At 64.6% G+C, this 18,198-nt stretch carries 12 protein-coding genes; 3 read left to right on the top strand and 9 right to left on the bottom strand.

What is annotated here, in order from left to right; all coding sequences use genetic code 11:
- Positions 1-121 precede the first annotated feature (121 nt).
- The 7 genes from panC to QRN22_RS15645 form a co-directional block, all read right to left on the bottom strand.
- Positions 122-982 (bottom strand): pantoate--beta-alanine ligase, encoded by an 861-nt coding sequence (gene panC, locus QRN22_RS15675; protein ID WP_042556246.1) that lies wholly within the window; start codon positions 980-982, stop codon positions 122-124.
- Positions 979-1,779 carry a 3-methyl-2-oxobutanoate hydroxymethyltransferase gene (gene panB, locus QRN22_RS15670; RefSeq protein ID WP_042556247.1) on the bottom strand — a complete coding sequence of 267 codons (801 nt, stop codon included), beginning with the start codon at positions 1,777-1,779 and terminating at the stop codon, positions 979-981. The genes panC and panB overlap by 4 nt, the downstream gene beginning before the upstream one ends.
- A gap of 233 nt (positions 1,780-2,012) precedes the next feature.
- Complete coding sequence (gene folK, locus QRN22_RS15665) at positions 2,013-2,492, bottom strand: 2-amino-4-hydroxy-6-hydroxymethyldihydropteridine diphosphokinase (RefSeq protein WP_042556248.1); 480 nt, start codon at positions 2,490-2,492, stop codon at positions 2,013-2,015.
- Positions 2,493-2,494: 2 nt separating this feature from the next.
- Positions 2,495-3,892 carry a polynucleotide adenylyltransferase PcnB gene (locus QRN22_RS15660; RefSeq protein ID WP_042556249.1) on the bottom strand — a complete coding sequence of 466 codons (1,398 nt, stop codon included), beginning with the start codon at positions 3,890-3,892 and terminating at the stop codon, positions 2,495-2,497.
- Positions 3,893-4,541: 649 nt separating this feature from the next.
- Positions 4,542-5,966, bottom strand: coding sequence for a sigma-54-dependent transcriptional regulator (locus QRN22_RS15655; RefSeq protein WP_042556250.1), 1,425 nt, complete (start codon positions 5,964-5,966; stop codon positions 4,542-4,544).
- A gap of 94 nt (positions 5,967-6,060) precedes the next feature.
- Entirely contained in the window at positions 6,061-9,015 is a 2,955-nt protein-coding gene (locus QRN22_RS15650; RefSeq protein ID WP_042556251.1) for a sensor histidine kinase, read from the bottom strand.
- Positions 9,016-9,071: 56 nt separating this feature from the next.
- Positions 9,072-9,248 carry a hypothetical protein gene (locus tag QRN22_RS15645; protein WP_042556252.1) on the bottom strand — a complete coding sequence of 59 codons (177 nt, stop codon included), beginning with the start codon at positions 9,246-9,248 and terminating at the stop codon, positions 9,072-9,074.
- 211 nt (positions 9,249-9,459) lie between these two features.
- On the opposite strand from QRN22_RS15645, the gene QRN22_RS15640 reads away from it, so the two are divergent.
- From QRN22_RS15640 to QRN22_RS15630, 3 genes are all read left to right on the top strand, one after another.
- A complete protein-coding gene (locus tag QRN22_RS15640; protein WP_042556253.1) occupies positions 9,460-12,750 on the top strand; it encodes a transglutaminase family protein in 3,291 nt (1,096 codons plus the stop codon).
- A 233-nt stretch (positions 12,751-12,983) separates the two neighbouring features.
- Complete coding sequence (locus tag QRN22_RS15635) at positions 12,984-15,473, top strand: circularly permuted type 2 ATP-grasp protein (protein WP_042556254.1); 2,490 nt, start codon at positions 12,984-12,986, stop codon at positions 15,471-15,473.
- The gene (locus tag QRN22_RS15630) at positions 15,470-16,366 is read left to right on the top strand and encodes a transglutaminase family protein (RefSeq protein ID WP_042556255.1); all 897 of its coding nucleotides are present in this window, start codon (positions 15,470-15,472) and stop codon (positions 16,364-16,366) included. Before QRN22_RS15635 ends, QRN22_RS15630 begins: the two co-directional genes overlap by 4 nt.
- A 34-nt stretch (positions 16,367-16,400) precedes the next feature.
- Here the strand turns inward: QRN22_RS15630 and QRN22_RS15625 are convergent, their stop codons facing one another.
- Positions 16,401-16,694 (bottom strand): hypothetical protein, encoded by a 294-nt coding sequence (locus QRN22_RS15625; protein WP_042556256.1) that lies wholly within the window; start codon positions 16,692-16,694, stop codon positions 16,401-16,403.
- A 162-nt stretch (positions 16,695-16,856) separates the two neighbouring features.
- Positions 16,857-18,188, bottom strand: coding sequence for a DUF58 domain-containing protein (locus tag QRN22_RS15620; RefSeq protein WP_042556257.1), 1,332 nt, complete (start codon positions 18,186-18,188; stop codon positions 16,857-16,859).
- Positions 18,189-18,198 lie beyond the last annotated feature (10 nt).

Here is an 18,198-nt window from a genome sequence, read left to right as displayed (position 1 = left end):
GCTTCCTTGTTGGGGCATTGGGTTGGGCAGACTTCAGCGAGGGTGGTACATACCAAAAAGCCCGGATGATCGTCCGGGCTTTCGAGTGTATCCGGGTTTTCAGGCCCGGTGCAGGTGGCCGTCAGTAGCCTTGATCAAGGGTGAAGCTCAGGTTGTCGATCAGCCGGGTATTACCCAGGTAGGCGGCCACCAGCACGACCAGCTCGCGGTCGCCTGGGCCGAGCTGGCGCAGGCTCTGTGCTTCGCGCACTTCCAGATAGTCGGCACGCAGCCCTGCATCGGCATGCTGGCGCTGCGCCTGGGCGATCAGGGCCGGCAGGTCGCGCTCGCCAGCCTGGATGGCCTGGGCGATGTGCTGCAGCGAGCGGTACAGAACCGTGGCGGTTTCGCGCTGCTCATCGCTCAGATAACCGTTGCGCGATGACAGGGCCAGGCCGCTCTCGGCGCGCACGGTGGGTTCGCCGATGATCTGGATGGGCATGTTGAGGTCGCGCACCATGGTGCGGATCACCGCCAGTTGCTGGAAGTCCTTCTGGCCGAACACCGCCAGATCGGGCTGTACCATGTTGAACAGTTTGGTGACCACGGTGGCGACGCCCTCGAAGTGGCCAGGGCGGCTGGCACCGCAAAGGCCCTCGGACACGCCCGGCACGCTGATGCGGGTCTGCTCGCCCATGCCGCCGGGGTACATCTCTGCGACGTCCGGGTGGAACAGCAGATGGCAGCCAGCGTCGACCAGGCGCTGCTGGTCGGCCTGGAGCGTGCGCGGGTACTTGTCGAGGTCTTCGGAGGGGCCGAACTGCATCGGGTTGACGAAGATGCTGGCGACCACGAAGTCGCTGCGTTGCGCGGCCTTTTCCACCAGTGCGGCGTGGCCGGCGTGCAGGTTGCCCATGGTCGGCACCAGGCCGATCTGCTTGCCTTCGGCACGGGCCTGGGCAACGGCAGCGCGCAGCTCGCGCACGGTCTTCACGGTGTTCATGCGGAGAATCCGTGTTCGGCGGCCGGGAAGCTGACGTCCTTCACGGCTTTCACATAGGCCGCGATGGCGTCTTCGATACCGGCCTGGCCATCCATGAAGTTCTTCACGAACTTGGCCATGCGGCCAGTCAGGGACACCCCGAGCATGTCGTGCAGCACCAGTACCTGGCCGTCGGTCTGCGGGCCGGCACCAATGCCGATAACCGGTATCTTCACGGTACGGCTGATCTCGCCCGCCAGGTCGACCGGTACGCATTCGAGCAACAGCATGGCCGCACCCGCCTGCTCCAGCGCGATGGCGTCGGCAACCATCTGCCGGGCCTGTGCCTCCTGACGGCCCTGCACCTTGTAGCCACCGAGAATATTCACGGTTTGCGGGGTCAGGCCCATATGTGCGCACACCGGCACACCACGTTCAGCCAGGCGCGCGATGGATTCGGCCAGCCAGGCGGTGCCTTCGATCTTGACCATGTGAGCACCCGCCTGCATCAAGGCGCCGGCATTTTGCAGGGCTTGATCCACGGTGGCGTATGCCATGAAGGGCAGGTCGGCGACGATCAGCGCACCGCGGTTGCCGCGTTTGACGCTGGCCGTGTGGTAGGCCATGTCGTTGACGCTGACCGGTAGCGTGCTGTCATGCCCCTGCAGCACCATCCCAAGGGAGTCCCCGATCAGCAGCACTTCTACGCCTGCCTGCGAGCTGACCTTGGCGAAGGTGGCGTCGTAGCAGGTCAGCATGGTGATCTTTTCGCCCTTCTGCTTGAGCGCTTGCAGGGTGGTCAGGGTTACATCAGGCATGAACGTATCCTCACTCGGAACCTGTGCGGGCCTGTTGAATGCAGGCTCTCGTGGAGCAGGTTCTTTCTGGCATCGAAGAGGCAGCTAGGCTGCTTCAATGTGGCCTGTTTGGCGGCCCTTTTTGCTCCGGCATGGGGCAATGGGTGGCTATAGTCCCGATGGCGGGGGGGCAAGTCAATCGAATGTGTTACCGCGCTGTTACGTCGTTACCGCCAGCGGCAGAACCACCTGCTTCAGGGCGTCAGGCGTTCCAGGCCCTCGAAGGGGCAGGCCGCCAGCAGTGCGCCGAGGGAGCGGCCATCGGGCAACTCCAGGCCGGCAGCGATTTCCGCGAGTGGGTAGAGCACGAAGGCCCGCGCGTGCATGTGGTAGTGCGGGACGCGCAGTCGTGGCTCGTCGATCAGCCGCTCGCCGAACAGCAGGATGTCCAGGTCGAGCGTACGTGGGCCCCAGCGTTCGTGGCGTTCGCGGCCCTGACCCCGTTCGATGGCCTGCAGCGCATCGAGCAGCTGCAGCGGCTGCAGATCGGTGTCCAGCGCCGCGACGGCATTGGTGTAGCGCGGCTGGCCGGGGAGCAGCGAATCGCTGACATAGAAGGAAGAAACCGCCGCGAGGCGGGTATCTGGCAGGTGCTCGAGCGCGGCAAGCGCCTGGCGCAACTGCTCGGCCGGCTCGGCGAGGTTGCTGCCCAGACCGATATGGACACGTTCCATGCTTAGTCGGCTGCGCCGCCGCCCTGAGGGCTGCGCTTGCGCTTGTTGCCGCCGCTGCGGCGGCGCTTGCGGGGCGCGCCTGGTGCGTCGTCCTTGCTGGACAGGTCGCGGATCATCACCCGGCGGTCGCTGTCGCTGGCGTCCTGGTAGTCCGTCCACCAGTCGCCGAGGCCGCCAGTTTCCTCGCCCGCGCTCTCGCGCAGCAGCAGGAAGTCGTAACCGGCGCGGAAGCGTGGGTTTTCCAGCAGCAAATCGGCGCGCTTGCCGCTGCGTCGTGGCAGGCGCTCCTGCATGTCCCAGATCTCGCGGATCGGCAGGGTGAAGCGTTTCGGCACGGCGATGCGCTGGCACTGCTCGGCGATCAGTTCGTGAGCCGCTTCCTGCATGGCCGGAATGGCCGGCATGCCGCGCTCCTGGAGGCGAATCACCCGAGCCGGCAGCGCTGGCCAGAGCAGCGCCGCGAACAGGAAAGCGGGGGTGACCGGCTTACCCTGGTGGATGCGCAGATCGGTGTTGTCCAGGGCGTTGCGGATCAGTGTGTCGGTGTATTCCGGGTTCTGTCTCAGCGCCGCGGCGCTGGCCGGGAACAGCTGGCCGAACAGGCCGTAGTCCACCAGCAGGTCATAGGTGTAGATGGCGTAGCCGCTGAGAAACAGCTTGAGCACTTCGTCGAACAGGCGAGCGGCGGGAATGCCCCCCAGCAGGTGAGCCAGGTCATAGATGGGATCGGCGCTGTGCTTCTCGATATCGAAGTCCAGCTTGGCGGCGAAGCGCACGGCACGCAGCATGCGCACCGGATCTTCCTGATAACGCTGCGTGGGGTTGCCGATCAGCCGCACCAGGTTGTTGCGGATGTCGTGCATGCCATTGGCGTAGTCGAGAATCCGCTCGGATACCGGATCGTAGTACAGCGCATTGATGGTGAAGTCGCGGCGCTGGGCGTCGTCCTCCAGGGTGCCGTAGACGTTGTCACGCAGAATGCGGCCGCTCTCGTTGCGCGAGGACTGGTTGGTATCCTCTTCCTCTTCACCCTGCGGGTGGTTGGCGCGGAAGGTGGCGGTCTCGATGATCTCGCGGCCGAAGTGCACGTGGACCAGCTTGAAGCGGCGACCGATCACCCGGGCATTGCGGAATTCACCCCTGACCTGCTCCGGGGTAGCGCTGGTGGCGACGTCGAAGTCCTTGGGCTCGATGCCCAGCAGCAGATCGCGTACGCAGCCACCGACCAGATAGGCCTCGTAGCCTGCATTCTGCAGACGCTCGACCACGCTGATCGCGTAGCGGCTTATCTGCCCACGCTGGATCGGGTGCTGGTTGTTGTTCAGCACGTGCGGCGTACTGTGAGGCTGGTGAGCGCGGCGCAGCGGCGAACGAAGGGACTTGAACAGCTTTTTCAGCATGGAGAGCACTGTATGACGAAATGAATGGCCAGAATAATGTAAAGGCGCAGAAATAGCGCGGATTCTAGCATTGAGTCGCGGATGGGTGTAAGCGGGGGAGGGAGGGCAGGCCGGGGCACAAGCTACTGGGGGAGCCGAAGCTCCCCCACAAATGTTGCTATGCGTTTTTCTTGTTATGCGGGCTTGTTGTTCTTGTTCGATCGCCCGTTCCGGAATCCATGCCGTCCGGAAAACCTCCCGTATCGGGAGCAAGAGCAAACGGATTACTTTGGATGCTGACGCTACCTCGGGTCTCTGACCCAACCAGAACCGGTGCTGTCTATCGACAGTTTTATTGTTCTCTATCTGGTTACGGGGCAAGGCCCCATGAGGAAATCCTCTCCAAAAGAATCAGTTAGCTGCGTCTCCTGCCGTCTTGTTCTTATTGTGCTGGAGTCGTTTCGTCTTATTTTTATTGTCGTTGGTCATGCTTGTTATTGTTGTTGTGCGAGAGATAAAGCATTCCGCGTGCCAGTTTTTATTTTTCCTTTAAAAACAATAATTTAGGTTTTTTGACTTTTGCGAGGGCAAAAAAAAGCCGGGATTCCGTTACCGTAAACCCCGGCTTTGTTACGTGCTTCGCTCGGTGCGGTAACAGCCGAGCTAGACGCTATTCGCTGGTAACGCTCGACTTGCGCCGCGGAATGCCCAGGCGCTGGCGACGTTCCCACAGGCACTTGCGGCTGATGCCCAGTTTGCGGGCCAGTTCGGTCTCGGTCATGTGGTCCTGATGCTCGAGTACGAAGTGCTGGAAGTAGTCTTCCAGCGAAAGATCCTCGCTGGGGTCCTGGCTGGTGCCATTGACCGCTCCGCTCTGTGGCGGCAGGCCCATGAACGCATCGTCGTCGAGGTCTTCCAGCTCGATGTCGATACCCAGCAGGTCGGCATTGATGGTGCTGCCGTCGCAGAGGATCACCGAGCGCTCGATGGCGTTCTCCAGTTCCCGCACGTTACCCGGCCAGCTGTAGTGGTGGATGGCCTGTTCCGCGTCGGGGCCGAAATGCAGGTCGGTGCGCCCCATGCGGGTGGATTGGCGCAGCAGGAAGGCGCGGGCGATTTCCAGCACATCGCTGCCGCGCTCGCGCAGTGGCGGCAGTTTCAGGGCGATGACGTGCAGCCGGTAATAGAGGTCTTCACGGAACTGGCCGGTTTTCGACAGGGTTTTCAGGTCGCGGTGAGTCGCCGCGATCAGGCGCACGTCGACCTTCTGCGACTGCACCGAGCCGACCCGACGTATCTCGCCTTCCTGCAGAACGCGCAGCAGGCGCGCCTGGGCTTCCAGGGGCAGTTCGCCGATTTCATCGAGAAACAGGGTACCGCCGTCGGCGGCCTCCACCAGGCCGGCGCGGCTGGCGCTGGCACCGGTGAATGCGCCCTTTTCATGGCCGAACAGCTCGGATTCGATGAGGGTTTCCGGGATCGCCGCGCAGTTGACCGAAATCAGCGGGGCCTTGGCGCGCTTCGACAGGTTGTGCAGCGCCCGGGCGACCAGCTCCTTGCCGGTACCGGATTCGCCCTGCACCAGCACGTTGGAGTCGGTGGGGGAGACCTTGCGGATCTTGCTGTACAGCTCCAGCATCGCCGGGCTGGAGCCGATGATGCCGATTTCGCCATTGGCGGCCTTGTCGCTCTTTTCCGCGCCGCGTGTTGCGGCCGGAGCGTTCCCTGCCTGGCTGCGTACCGCCTGACGATCACGCAGGATGCGCGCCACGGCTTGCAACATCTCGTCATGATCGAAGGGTTTGGCGATGTAATCGACAGCGCCCATTTTCATCGAGTCGACCGCCGAGCGCAGGCTCGCATAGCTGGTCATGATCAGCACCGGAGCGCCCTGGGCGAGCTTGATCAACTCGGTGCCCGGTGCGCCAGGCAGTCGCAGGTCACTGACCACCAGATCGAACCCCGGGATGTCGAAGCGCTCCTGGGCTTCCTGTACCGAACCGGCCTCGCTGACCTGGTACTGGTTGCGTTCGAGCAGGCGACGCAGGGCAGAGCGGATGATGGTTTCGTCTTCGACGATCAGGATATGAGGCATTTAATCGAATTCTCTCGACGGTCTCGGAACCTGCTTCCCGGTGCTGTAGCCAAGCTGGGCCACGCGCATCGCCAGGAATGCGGTTCTTCGGAATTTAGGTCGCCAGTGGCATTGCCTCGATGTGCCGCGGCAGCGTTACCCGGATGCGGGTGCCACGTTGCTGCTCGGGGTCGATCGGGCTGTCGATTGTTATCTGGCCATAATGCTCTTCCACGATGGAATAGACCAGCGCGAGGCCGAGTCCGGTTCCCTTGCCGGGGTCCTTGGTGGTGAAGAACGGCTCGAACAGCCGGTCCATCACGCCCTTGGGAATCCCGCTGCCTTCGTCCTCGACGATCAGGTCGACGGTGTGTTCCGACGCTTCGCTGCGCACGCGAATGGCACCGCCAGCTGGCGAGGCGTCGCGAGCGTTGCTCAGCAGGTTGATCAGCACCTGGGCGAGGCGCTGTGGATCACCGTGTGCCCAATGATCGGGCTTGCACAGGTTGAAGAATTGCACGTCCACACTGCGCCGGTTAAGCGCCAGCAGACCAATGGCTTCCTGAGCGATTTCGGCCAGGCAGACCGGCTCGTCGGCTTGCTGATGGCTACCCGAGTGGGCGAAGTTCATCAACGAGTGGACGATGCGCGTGACCCGCTTGGTCTGCTCGAGAATCTGCGCGCTGATTTCGGTCAGTTCGCCATCGCCTTCACGTTCTTCGCGCAGGTTTTGCGCGAGGCAGGCGATGCCGGTGATCGGGTTGCCGATTTCATGGGCCACGCCGGCGGCGAGGCGACCGATACTGGCCAGGCGCTCGGAGTGCACCAGCTTGTCTTCGAGCATCTGGGTTTCGGTCAGGTCCTCGACCAGCAGCACCAGGCCACTGTTACCCGGTGCCAGCGGCTCGTCGATGGCCGCCTTGTGCAGGTTGAGCCAACGGATCTGGCCGTCCAGCGCCAGGCGCTGCTTGTGCAGGTGTTCGTCGGGAATCTCGATGAAGCGTTGCAGCAGGTCACGCCAGGGCTCGCCAAGGGTCGACAGGCGAGAACCGACGATGCGCTGTGCGGGAATTTCGGTGAGTTCTTCCATGGCCTTGTTCCACATCAGGATCTCGTGATCCTTGGCCAGGGAGCAGACGCCCATCGGCAGTTCCTGCAGGGTCTGGCGGTGATAGCGGCGCAGGGCATCGAGTTCCGCGGCGAGGCCGGTGAGGCGCGAGTGATAATCCTCGAGGCGGCTCTCGATGAAGTGGATGTCCTCGGTCACGTAGCTTTCGCTACCGGACTTGTAGGGCAGGAAGGACTCGATGATGTCCTGGGCCACGCTCGGTCCCATCAGCCCGGACAGGTTGGCTTCCAGGCGATCGCGCAAGCGACGCAGCGCATAAGGGCGGCTTTCGTCGAACGGCAGATGCAGGTCGCGCAGGGCCTGTTCAACTTCACGCTGGGCGGTCTTGGCACCCAGCGGCTTGGCCAGCTGGGTGGCGAATTCCTGGGGCGACAGCGCCAGCAGCTCCCGGCGCTGTGGGCGACGCACGTTGTCCACGGCGCAGGCTTCCGCGGCGCTGTCCTCTTCCGGGCTCGAGTCGGTGAACACCGAGACCAGGGTGAACACCAGCACGTTGGTGGCCAGCGAGGCGATGGCCGCCATGTGCCAACTGCTGTCATCCAGCACGTAGACCAGGTCCAGAATCGGCACGTAGAGGCCGGGCAGGGTGCCCAGCAGCGGCATCAGCATGCTGACCGACCACACGCCGATGCCCGCCAGCAGACCGGCGATGAAGCCGCGGCGGTTGGCGGTCGGCCAGTACAGTACCGAGAGCACGCCGGGCAGGAACTGCAGGGTGGCGACGAAGGACACGATGCCCAGGTTGGCCAGATCCTGCTGGGCGTCGAGCAGGTTATAGAAGCCGTAGCTGGCGAGGATGATGGCGACGATCAGCGCGCGGCGCGTCCATTTCAGCCAGCGGTAGATATTGCCCTCGGCCGGTGGCTGGTAGAGCGGCAGCACCACGTGGTTGAGCAGCATGCCCGACAGCGCCAGGGTGGTGACGATGATCAGGCCGCTGGAGGCGGACAGACCGCCGATGTAGGCGATCAGCGCCAGGGTCGGGCTGTCCACGGCGATACCCAGGCCGAGGGTGAAGTACTCCGGGCTGGTGGTCGAGCCCAGGCGCAGGCTGGCCCAGAGAATCAGCGGCACGGCCAGGCTCATCAGCAGCAGGAACAGCGGCAGGCCCCAGCTGGCACTGACCAGGGCGCGCGGGTTGAGGTTCTCGGTGAAGGTCATGTGGTACATGTGCGGCATGACGATGGCCGAGGCGAAGAACACCAGCAGCAGGGTGCGCCACGGGCCTTCCTGCAACGGCGTGTGCAGGCTGGCCAGCGCCGCCTGGTTGAGCACCAGCCATTGCTCGAGCTCGCGCGGGCCGTCGAATACCGCGTACAACGCATACAGACCGATGGCGCCCATGGCCAGCAGCTTGACCACCGACTCGAAGGCGATGGCGAACACCAGGCCTTCGTGCTTTTCCCGGGTCGCCAGGTGGCGGGCGCCGAACAGGATGGTGACCAGAATGAACAGGCCGCAGAACGCCAGGGCGATCTGTGGCTGCACCGGTTCCCGGGTGAGGATGCCGATCGCATCGGTGACCGCCTGGATCTGCAGGGCCAGCAGCGGCAGCACGGCGATCAGCATGCACAGCGTGCTCAGCGCGCCAGCCCAGGTGCTGCGAAAGCGAAACGCGAACAGATCGGCCAGCGACGACAGCTGATAGGTACGGGTGATGCGCAGGATGGGGTAGAGCAGCACCGGCGCCAGCAGGAATGCCCCGGTCACGCCCAGGTAGCTGGCCAGGAAGCCGTAGCCGTACTGGTAGGCCAGGCCGACGGTGCCATAGAAGGCCCAGGCGCTGGCGTACACGCCCAGCGACAGGGTATAGGTCAGCGGGTGACGAATCAGCCGGCGCGGAATCAGGCCGCGGTCGGCGCACCAGGCGACACTGAACAACACGAGCAGGTAGGCGGCGCTGACCGCCATCAACCCGCTGAGGCTAAAGCTCGTCGGCATCACGTTGGCTCTGCGAGTGGAGTTGAACGGCGGTGGGCGGGCAACCCCGCATCAGGTCAGAGCTCGTCCGCATCGCGCTGGCTCTGCAGGATGAAGGTCACCACGATGAGGATCAGCCACAGCATGTAAGGCCGGTACCAGGCGCCGTTGGGGTCGATCCACCAGTCCATGATGGCGGGCGAGAACAGGTAGATGCCCACTACCAGGATCAGAACCAATCGATAGATATACATGCCGCGTCTCGCTACTGAGTGTGCCGATGGTAACGGAAGCGCACTGCGCTGGCTAAGGTGCTGTTATGGTGCGTGATGTTCGTTGTGGGGCGTGGCATGCCCCATGCTGGGGCCAAGTCTTCGCCGAGCTGTTCGCTGCGCCGCCTCAGACCGGCGCTGGCACAAGTCTTGCGCCGTTATCTCCATCGCCCAGGCTTGCAGGAGGCCCGCCGTGTCGATTCATGTCGCGTTGCACCACGTTACTCATTATCGCTACGACCGTGCCGTCAATCTGGGGCCACAGATCATTCGCTTGCGCCCGGCCCCCCACAGCCGCACGCGGATCCTTTCCTACTCCCTGAGCGTCGAGCCGGGTGAGCACTTCATCAACTGGCAGCAGGACCCCCAGGGCAACTACCTGGCGCGCCTGGTATTCCCGGAAAAGACCCGCGAGTTGCGCGTCGAGGTGGATCTGGTCGCCGAGATGGCGGTGTTCAACCCGTTCGACTTCTTCCTCGAGCCCTATGCCGAGCAGATTCCCCTGACCTACACCGCCGGCGAGCAGCGCGAGCTGGCGCCGTATCTGGTCAAGCTGCCGGGCGAGGCGCGCTTCAACGAGTACCTGGCGAGCATCGATCGTACGCCAAAGGCCAGTGTGGATTTCCTGGTCGCCCTGAATCAGCGTCTGGCCGCCGATATCGATTATCTGATCCGCATGGAGCCGGGCGTGCAGACGCCCGAGCAGACCCTGGTCAATGCTTCGGGCTCGTGCCGTGATTCATCCTGGCTGCTGGTCCAGCTGTTCCGTCACCTGGGCCTGGCCGCACGTTTCGTGTCCGGCTATCTGATTCAGCTCAGTGCCGACGTCAAATCCCTGGATGGCCCGTCGGGCACCGAGGTGGATTTCACCGACCTGCACGCCTGGTGCGAAGTGTACCTGCCAGGCGCCGGCTGGATCGGCCTCGACCCCACCAGCGGGCTGTTCGCCGGTGAAGGTCACATTCCCCTGGCCTGTAGCCCGGAGCCCTCGTCGGCAGCGCCGATCAGCGGGGCGGTGGACGACTGCGAAAGCGAGTTCAGCCATGAGATGCGCGTGGAGCGTATCTGGGAAGCGCCGCGGGTCACCAAACCCTACACCGACAACCAATGGCGCGACATCGTCGACCTGGGCCGCCGTGTCGACGACGACCTGCAGGCCGCCGACGTACGCCTGACCATGGGCGGCGAGCCAACCTTCGTCGCCCTCGATTACCCGGATGACGCTGAATGGAACACCGCGGCTCTGGGGCCGAACAAGCGCCGTTTGGCCACGGATCTGTTCCTGCGCCTGCGTGAGCACTACGCGCCAACTGCCCTGGTGCATTTCGGCCAGGGCAAGTGGTACCCGGGCGAGCAGCTGCCGCGCTGGTCGCTGAATGCCTTCTGGCGCCGCGATGGTCAGCCGGTCTGGCGTAACGCCGAGCTGCTGGCCGATGAAGGGCGCGACTATGGCGCCGATGCCGACACGGCCGCGCGCTTTCTCGCCAACCTGGCCGAGCGCCTGGGCGTCGATGCGGCTCACCGCTTTCCGGCTTTCGAAGACGGTCTCTATTACCTGTGGCGTGAGGGGCGTTTGCCCGACAACGTTTCTCCTGAAGACGCCCGCCTGGCCGACCCACTGGAGCGCGAGCGCCTGCGCCGGGTATTCGAGCAGGGCCTCGATCGGGTGATCGGGCATGTCCTGCCGCTGGCCCGCGATACCCGCCGTGCTGGCTGGCGCAGTGGCTCCTGGTACCTGCGCGATGAGTATTGCCGTCTGGTACCCGGCGATTCGGCCCTGGGCTATCGCCTGCCGCTGGATTCCCTGCCCTGGGTCAAAGCCGAGGAATTCCCCTACGTGACGCCAGCGGACCCGTCTCAGGTATTCGCGCCGCTGCCAGCCTCCGCCGAGTTGCAGTACCAGGCGCGCGGCGTCTGGAATGGCAGCCGAGGCAATGCGCCAGCCAAACCCAAACGCGGTCAGTCGGCAGCCGACGTGGTGCGCACGGCATTGTGCGCCGAGCCTCGCGATGGCCGGCTGTACCTGTTCATGCCGCCGCTGAGTGACCTCGAGGATTACCTGGAGCTGGCCGCCGCCATCGAGGACACCGCTGCCGAACTGGATTGCCCGGTGCTCCTCGAGGGGTACGAGCCGCCTAACGACCCGCGACTGCAGTTCTTCCGGGTGACCCCGGACCCTGGCGTGATCGAGGTGAATATCCACCCGGCGGCCAGTTGGGACGAGCTGGTCGAACGCACCGAGTTCCTCTATGAACAGGCGCGTCAGTGCCGCCTGAGCAGCGAGAAGTTCATGATCGATGGCCGCCACACCGGTACCGGCGGCGGCAACCACTTCGTTCTCGGTGGCGCCACACCTGTGGATTCGCCCTTCCTGCGCCGCCCCGATCTGCTGCGCAGCCTGATCAGCTACTGGCACAATCACCCGTCGTTGTCCTATCTGTTCTCCGGGTTGTTCATCGGTCCGACCTCCCAGGCGCCCCGGGTCGACGAGGCGCGCAACGATGCCCTCTACGAGCTGGAAATCGCCTTCGCACAGATGCCCGAGCCCGGTCGCGAGTGCCCGCCGTGGCTGGTCGACCGCCTGCTGCGCAATCTGCTGGTCGATGTCTCCGGCAATACCCACCGTGCCGAGTTCTGCATCGACAAGTTGTATTCCCCGGATTCGGCCTCCGGGCGTCTTGGTCTGCTCGAGCTGCGTGCCTTCGAAATGCCGCCGCACGCGCAGATGAGCCTGGCCCAGCAGTTGTTGCTGCGGGCGCTGATCGCGCGGTTCTGGAAGGAGCCTTACCGGCCCGCACGCCTGGTGCGCTGGGGTACCGAACTGCATGACCGCTTCCTGCTGTCGCACTTCGTCGAGCAGGATTTTGCCGATGTGCTGCAGGAACTGACCACCTTCGGTTACCGCCTGCGCGCCGACTGGTTCGCACCGCATTTCGAGTTTCGCTTCCCCAAGGCCGGCGACTTCAACGTCAAGGGCATCGATCTGGAGCTGCGTCAGGCGCTGGAGCCTTGGCATGTGCTGGGCGAAGAGGGCGCGGTGGGCGGTACGGTGCGTTATGTCGACTCGTCCCTCGAGCGGATGCAGGTCAAGGTCAATGGCCTGACCCCGGATCGTTACGTGCTGACCTGCAATGGCGTGCCGGTCCCGCTGCGAGCGACCGGCAAGGTCGGTGAGTTCGTCGCCGGGGTGCGCTTCCGTGCCTGGCAGCCCGCGGCCTGTCTGCAGCCGACCATCGGCGTGCATGCGCCGCTGATTTTCGACCTGGTGGATACCTGGATGAACCGCTCCATCGGCGGATGCCAGTATCATGTCGCCCATCCCGGTGGGCGAAACTATGACAGCCTGCCGGTGAACGCCTATGAGGCGGAAAGCCGGCGCCTGGCGCGCTTCTTCCGCCTTGGGCATAGCCCGGGTAAACGGGCTGCGCTGACGCCAAGCAGTAATCAGGAGTTGCCAACGACCCTGGATCTGCGCCGCATCTGAGAACCTGCGCAACGTCGGCTGCGCGCCGACGCTGCGGCGTTAAAAACAGCTCAGGAGTGCGCATGTACACCAGTACACTCCGCTTCCTGGCCTGTTTTTGGGGGCGCCAAGCCCTTGCCGTGCTCTAGCTCGCGCGATGTTGAGTGGGTTCTACTGGCGCAGGTTATGCTTTCACCGTGCAACGCCTACGCTAAGCCTACGACAAGACGTCACCAAGAATCACCGAGACATTGATGCCTGACCTGCTCGCCGATTACCCGTCCAACGATGGGGCCTACGATGAACTGCTCGATGCCAGCGGGCAGGTTCGCCCGCATTGGCGCAGGCTGCTGACCCAACTGCAGCGCAGCCGCCCGGCACAGCTGCAGCAGCGTCAGGCCATGCTGACCCGACAGATTCAGGAGAATGGCGTTACCTACAACGTGTACGCCGATCCCGATGGTGCGGATCGCCCCTGGGAACTGGACCTGCTGCCCAATCTGATTCCCGCGGCCGAGTGGCAGACCATCGCTGCCGGCGTGGCCCAGCGTGCGGCGTTGCTCGACAAGGTACTGGCCGACCTTTACGGCCCTCAACAGCTACTGGCCGACGGCCTGCTGCCGCCGGAGCTGGTCTTCGGCCACGAGAACTTTCTCTGGCCCTGCCAGGGCTTGCAGCCGCCAGGCGGTACCTTCCTGCATGTGTATGCCGTGGATCTGGCGCGGGCACCCGATGGCCGCTGGTGGGTCACGGCCGATCGTACCCAGGCGCCCTCCGGGGCGGGCTACGCCCTGGAAAACCGGCAAATCGTTTCCCGCGCCTTCCCCGAGCTGTACCGGGACCTGGGCGTACAGTACCTGGCGGGGTTCTTCCGCACCCTGCAGGACACCCTGGCGCGTCAGGCGCCCGCCGATGGCGAGACGCCGCTGGTGGTGGTGCTGACACCCGGGCGATTCAACGAGAGCTATTTCGAACACCTGTACCTGGCCCGTCAGCTCGGTTATCCGCTGGTCGAAGGCAGCGACCTGACCGTGCGCGACGCCACCCTGTACCTCAAGACCCTGGCGGGGTTGCGCCGCGTACATGCGGTGCTGCGCCGTCTCGACGACGATTTCTGCGACCCCCTCGAACTGCGTACCGACTCCGCACTGGGCGTGCCCGGCCTGCTGGAGGCGGTGCGTCAGGGCCGCGTGCTGGTCGCCAACGCCCTCGGTAGCGGTGTGCTGGAAGCGCCCGGGCTGCCAGGCTTTCTGCCGGCGATCAGCGAGAAGCTGCTGGGTGAGCCGCTGCTGCTGCCGAGCATCGCCAGTTGGTGGTGCGGCGAGCCACCGGTATTGGAGCAAGCCCTGGAAAAACTCCCCGAGCTGCTTATCCGGCCGAGCTTCCCATCGCAGAGTTTCACCCCGGTATTCGGCCGTGATCTGGATGCCGCGCAGCGTGCCGAGCTGACTGCAAGGCTGCGGCTGCGCCCTTATGCCTATGTCGCTCAGGCGCTGGCGCAACTGTCCCAGGCGCCGGTCTGGCAGGGGGAGGGCAAGCTGCAATCCCGTGCCATCGGCATGCGCGTGTTCGCTGTGGCCAGTGCCGACGGCTACCGGGTGATGGCGGGCGGTTTGACCCGCGTGGCCGCGGAAGCCGACGCCGAGGTGGTGTCGATGCAGCGTGGCGGTGCCAGCAAGGACACCTGGGTGCTCGGCGAGCGCCACGGCCCCGGTGAACCGTGGCAGGGTATGCGCCCGCTGGGCGCAGCCGATCTGGTGCGCAGCGACCCCTATCTGCCGTCACGGGTGGTGGAAAACCTGTTCTGGTTCGGTCGCTACAGCGAGCGCTGTGAGGACAGCGCGCGGCTGCTGCGCATCATGCTCGGTCGTTACGTCGATGACGATGATGACCCGCAGGCTCTGGAGGCGGCGCTGGATCTTGGCGAAAGCCTCGGCCTGTTGCCCGATGAGGAGCACGGCGCTCTGGATGCCCGGCTGCTGGAGGCGGTGCTCGGTGCCGAATGGCCAGCCAGCCTGCGCATCAATCTGCAACGCCTGCAATGGACCGCCGGCAGCGTGCGCGGCAAGCTTTCCCAGGCCAACTGGCAGGCGCTGGTGGAGCTGCAGCGCGATGCGCAGAATCTGGAGGCCCGTGGCGGCGATTTTGGCCAGTTGCTGGATTTTCTCAATCGCCTGCTGATGTCACTGGCGGCGCTCTCCGGCTTTTCGCTGGACGACATGACCCGTGACGATGGCTGGCGTTTCCTGATGATCGGCCGCTGCATCGAACGCCTGCAGTTTCTCTGTGACAGCGTCGGCGGCTTCCTGCGCAGCAGCAAGCCGGATGATCAGTCGGCACTCGAGTGGTTGCTGGAACTGGGTAACAGCAGCATCACCTACCGCACGCGCTACATGGCCTCGGCACAGCTGATTCCGGTACTCGACCTGCTGCTGCTCGATGAGCAGAACCCCCACGCGGTGCTGTTCCAGGTGCGCACGCTGTTGCGCTCCCTGGAGCGCCTGGCCGAACGCTTCCATCTGCCCGAGGCGCCGGCACTGTCACGGCTCGAGCGGCAATTGAGCGCCGTCGACCTGCGCAGCCTGGAAAATCCGCTGTTCGGCGCCCGTGGCGTTCGCGCGGTACTCGATGGCCTGGCCGATCTGCTCGAGGCCATCGGCCAGGCATCCGGCCAGGCATCGGATGAACTGGGCCTGCGCTTTTTCGTGCACGTTGCCGCCAGTCAGGGAACCCGGTCGTCATGAGTGCTCGTTATCAGGTGTTGCACGACACCCATTATCGTTATGCCTCGCCAGTGTCCCTGGCCCAGCAGCTGGCCCATCTGTGGCCGCGTGACTGTGCCTGGCAGCGCTGCGAGGAGCGCCATCTGCAGATCACCCCGCAGCCCTGTCAGCGCCACGATATCGTCGATGTATTCGGCAATCCGTTGACCCGCCTGGCCTTCGAGCGGCCCCACGACGCGCTTAAGGTCTGCGCCAGACTGAATGTCGAAGTGCTGCCGCGGGCGTATCTCGATCTGCAGGACTCGCCGTCCTGGGAATCCGCCTGTGAGGCCCTGGGGTATCGGGGGCAGCCGTGGGATGCGCAGTTGCTGGACGCTACCCGCTACCGTTTCCAGTCACCCTACGTGCGTCTGAAGCGCGCCTTCAGCCTGTTCGCCGACGATTGCTTCCTGCCCGAGCAGCCGCTGCTGCTCTCGGTGCGCGTGCTGATGCAGAAGATCTTCGACGAGTTCACCTTCGATGCCGAAGCCACGCAGGTGGCGACGCCGCTGCTCAAGGTGCTCGAGGAGCGGCGCGGGGTCTGTCAGGACTTCGCCCACCTGATGCTCGCCTGCCTGCGTTCACGGGGCCTGGCGGCACGTTACGTCAGCGGCTACCTGCTCACCCAGCCGCCACCCGGCCAGCCGCGTCTGATCGGCGCCGATGCCTCGCATGCCTGGGTGTCGGTGTATTGCCCGCGCAACGGTTGGGTGGATTTCGACCCGACCAACAACATCCTGCCGGCGCTGGAGCACATTACCCTGGCCTGGGGCCGCGACTTTTCCGATGTTTCCCCGTTGCGCGGGGTGATTCTCGGAGGGGGCGATCATGATCCCGAGGTGCAGGTCACGGTCATGCCGTTACCGGCGAACTGAGTACGCCACCCTGCCGAATGGCGGGCTGCGGGACTCAGCCGAGAATCACGCGAATGACCGCGATCAGCTGGAAGGCACAGAAGAAGCCCAGGGCGATGCGCATCGGTTTGGACAGATTGCTGCCCAGGCTTTCGCGTAGCGGTTGAAGCATGAAGCTGGGTGTCAGCGCCAGGCCAATCACCAGCGACACCACGGCGAACATCGAGAAGAACTCGCTGCTCATGGGCGGTACGCCCGATGTGAAGCCATACAGCAGGCAACCGATGGCCACGGCGAAGAAGGCCGCGGAAATCAGGCGCTCCTTGGGTGTCCAGGAGGAAAAGTTCACAGGCGTGCGCTCCACAGGCGAAATCGATGGGGCGCAGTATAAGGAATGGCGCGTTTCAGGGCAGTAGTCAGAAACAAACAACTGTTACCCCCAGCCTGCGGTTGAGCCAGCGAAACCCGGGGCATGATCTGCCAGGCTCCATCCGCGCGGCCAGCATCGGGGTTAGAGCATCCCGGCCTTTTTCCAGGCCAGGTAGCGGTTGACCAGTTCGGGGCCGAGTTCGCCAGGGCGGGCGTCCAGCACCGGGACGTTGTGAGCGGCCAGGCGCTCGTGCAGGGTGTTGCGTGCGTTGAGGTAATCCACGGCACCGCAGTAGTTCAAGGCCGACTCGTAGTCGCGCACCTGAGTATGTCGAAGGCTGTCGAGCACTTCCTCGCGCAGGCTGGCGATCAGCACCCGGTGCCGGCGCTCCAGGCGTTTCACCGCGCCCAGCAACTCCTCGTCGTCTTCGTCGCGCAGGTTGGTGATCAGCACCACCAGGGCGCGCCGGCTCTGGCGGCTGAGCAAGGTATCCGCAGCAGCGGCGTAGTCAGCCGGACGCTGGGTGCTCTGCAGGTCGTAGACGGCGTTGAGCAGCACATTGACCTGAGCCTGGCCCTTGACCGGTGCCAGGTAGCGGCTTTGCTCGCCAGCGAAGGTCATCAGCCCCACTGCGTCTCCCTGGCGCAGGGCCACGTAGCTGAGCAGCAGACTGGCGTTGAGGGCGTGGTCGAAATGCGACAGCTCGCCGTCCTGGCTGCGCATGCGCCGGCCACAGTCGATCAGGAACAGAATCTGCTGGTCACGTTCGTCCTGATACTCACGGGCGATGGGCGTGCGCTTGCGGGCAGTGGCCTTCCAGTCGATCTGCCGCAGGGTATCGCCATCGCGGAATTCGCGTAGCTGATGGAATTCCTGCCCAAGGCCACGACGCTGCTGCTGGCGCACGCCCAGTTGGGCGACCCAGTCGTCCACGGCCATCAGTTGAGCGCCGTACAGGCGGGCGAAATCCGGGTAGACGCGAGCTTCGTCGCGCACGTCCAGATAGCGCCGCGACTGCCACAGACGCAGCGGGCTGGGCAGGCTGACTTCGCAGCGTGGAAAGACGAAATGACCACGCAGCAGCGGGCGCACCCGGTAGCTGAAGGTGGTCTGTTCGCCCGGACGCAGTTCGACCTGTTGCGGCAGATGCTCGACAGCCATGTCCTGCGGGACATGGTCGAATACCTGGATGTGCAGGGCACGCGGGTAGGCGTGATGGACGGTCAGCTGTACATCGCTCCAGCGTCCCAGTGGCAGGTTGCCCGGCAGGTGCCGCTGCAGACGAGGCGACGCCTGGCGGTACAGGCGCAGGGCGTCGATCAACGCGGCGCCGGCGAGGACCAGCAAGGCTCCCCACCAGAGCGCGACGAGGCGTTCCGGCACCGCGATGGACAGGGCATCCAGAGCGCCGAGTACGATGGCGACCACCAGCAGCCCGGCCAGCAGGCGGAGCAGGAGGGAGGAGGGCTTCATGCCGCGCTAT

Origin of the sequence: Pseudomonas sp. MEJ086 (genome assembly GCF_030209025.1) — a bacterium.
GTDB lineage: Bacteria > Pseudomonadota > Gammaproteobacteria > Pseudomonadales > Pseudomonadaceae > Aquipseudomonas > Aquipseudomonas fulva_A.
The sequence above is the reverse complement of the archived record's forward strand: the minus strand, read 5'-3'. Positions and strand labels throughout refer to the sequence as shown.

Coding starts and splice junctions, on each gene's coding strand:
- panC (WP_042556246.1), bottom strand. CDS start 982: ATGAACACCGTGAAGACCGTGCGCGAGCTGCGCGCTGCCGTTGCCCAG.
- panB (WP_042556247.1), bottom strand. CDS start 1,779: ATGCCTGATGTAACCCTGACCACCCTGCAAGCGCTCAAGCAGAAGGGC.
- folK (WP_042556248.1), bottom strand. CDS start 2,492: ATGGAACGTGTCCATATCGGTCTGGGCAGCAACCTCGCCGAGCCGGCC.
- QRN22_RS15660 (WP_042556249.1), bottom strand. CDS start 3,892: ATGCTGAAAAAGCTGTTCAAGTCCCTTCGTTCGCCGCTGCGCCGCGCT.
- QRN22_RS15655 (WP_042556250.1), bottom strand. CDS start 5,966: ATGCCTCATATCCTGATCGTCGAAGACGAAACCATCATCCGCTCTGCC.
- QRN22_RS15650 (WP_042556251.1), bottom strand. CDS start 9,015: ATGCCGACGAGCTTTAGCCTCAGCGGGTTGATGGCGGTCAGCGCCGCC.
- QRN22_RS15645 (WP_042556252.1), bottom strand. CDS start 9,248: ATGTATATCTATCGATTGGTTCTGATCCTGGTAGTGGGCATCTACCTG.
- QRN22_RS15635 (WP_042556254.1), top strand. CDS start 12,984: ATGCCTGACCTGCTCGCCGATTACCCGTCCAACGATGGGGCCTACGAT.
- QRN22_RS15630 (WP_042556255.1), top strand. CDS start 15,470: ATGAGTGCTCGTTATCAGGTGTTGCACGACACCCATTATCGTTATGCC.
- QRN22_RS15620 (WP_042556257.1), bottom strand. CDS start 18,188: ATGAAGCCCTCCTCCCTCCTGCTCCGCCTGCTGGCCGGGCTGCTGGTG.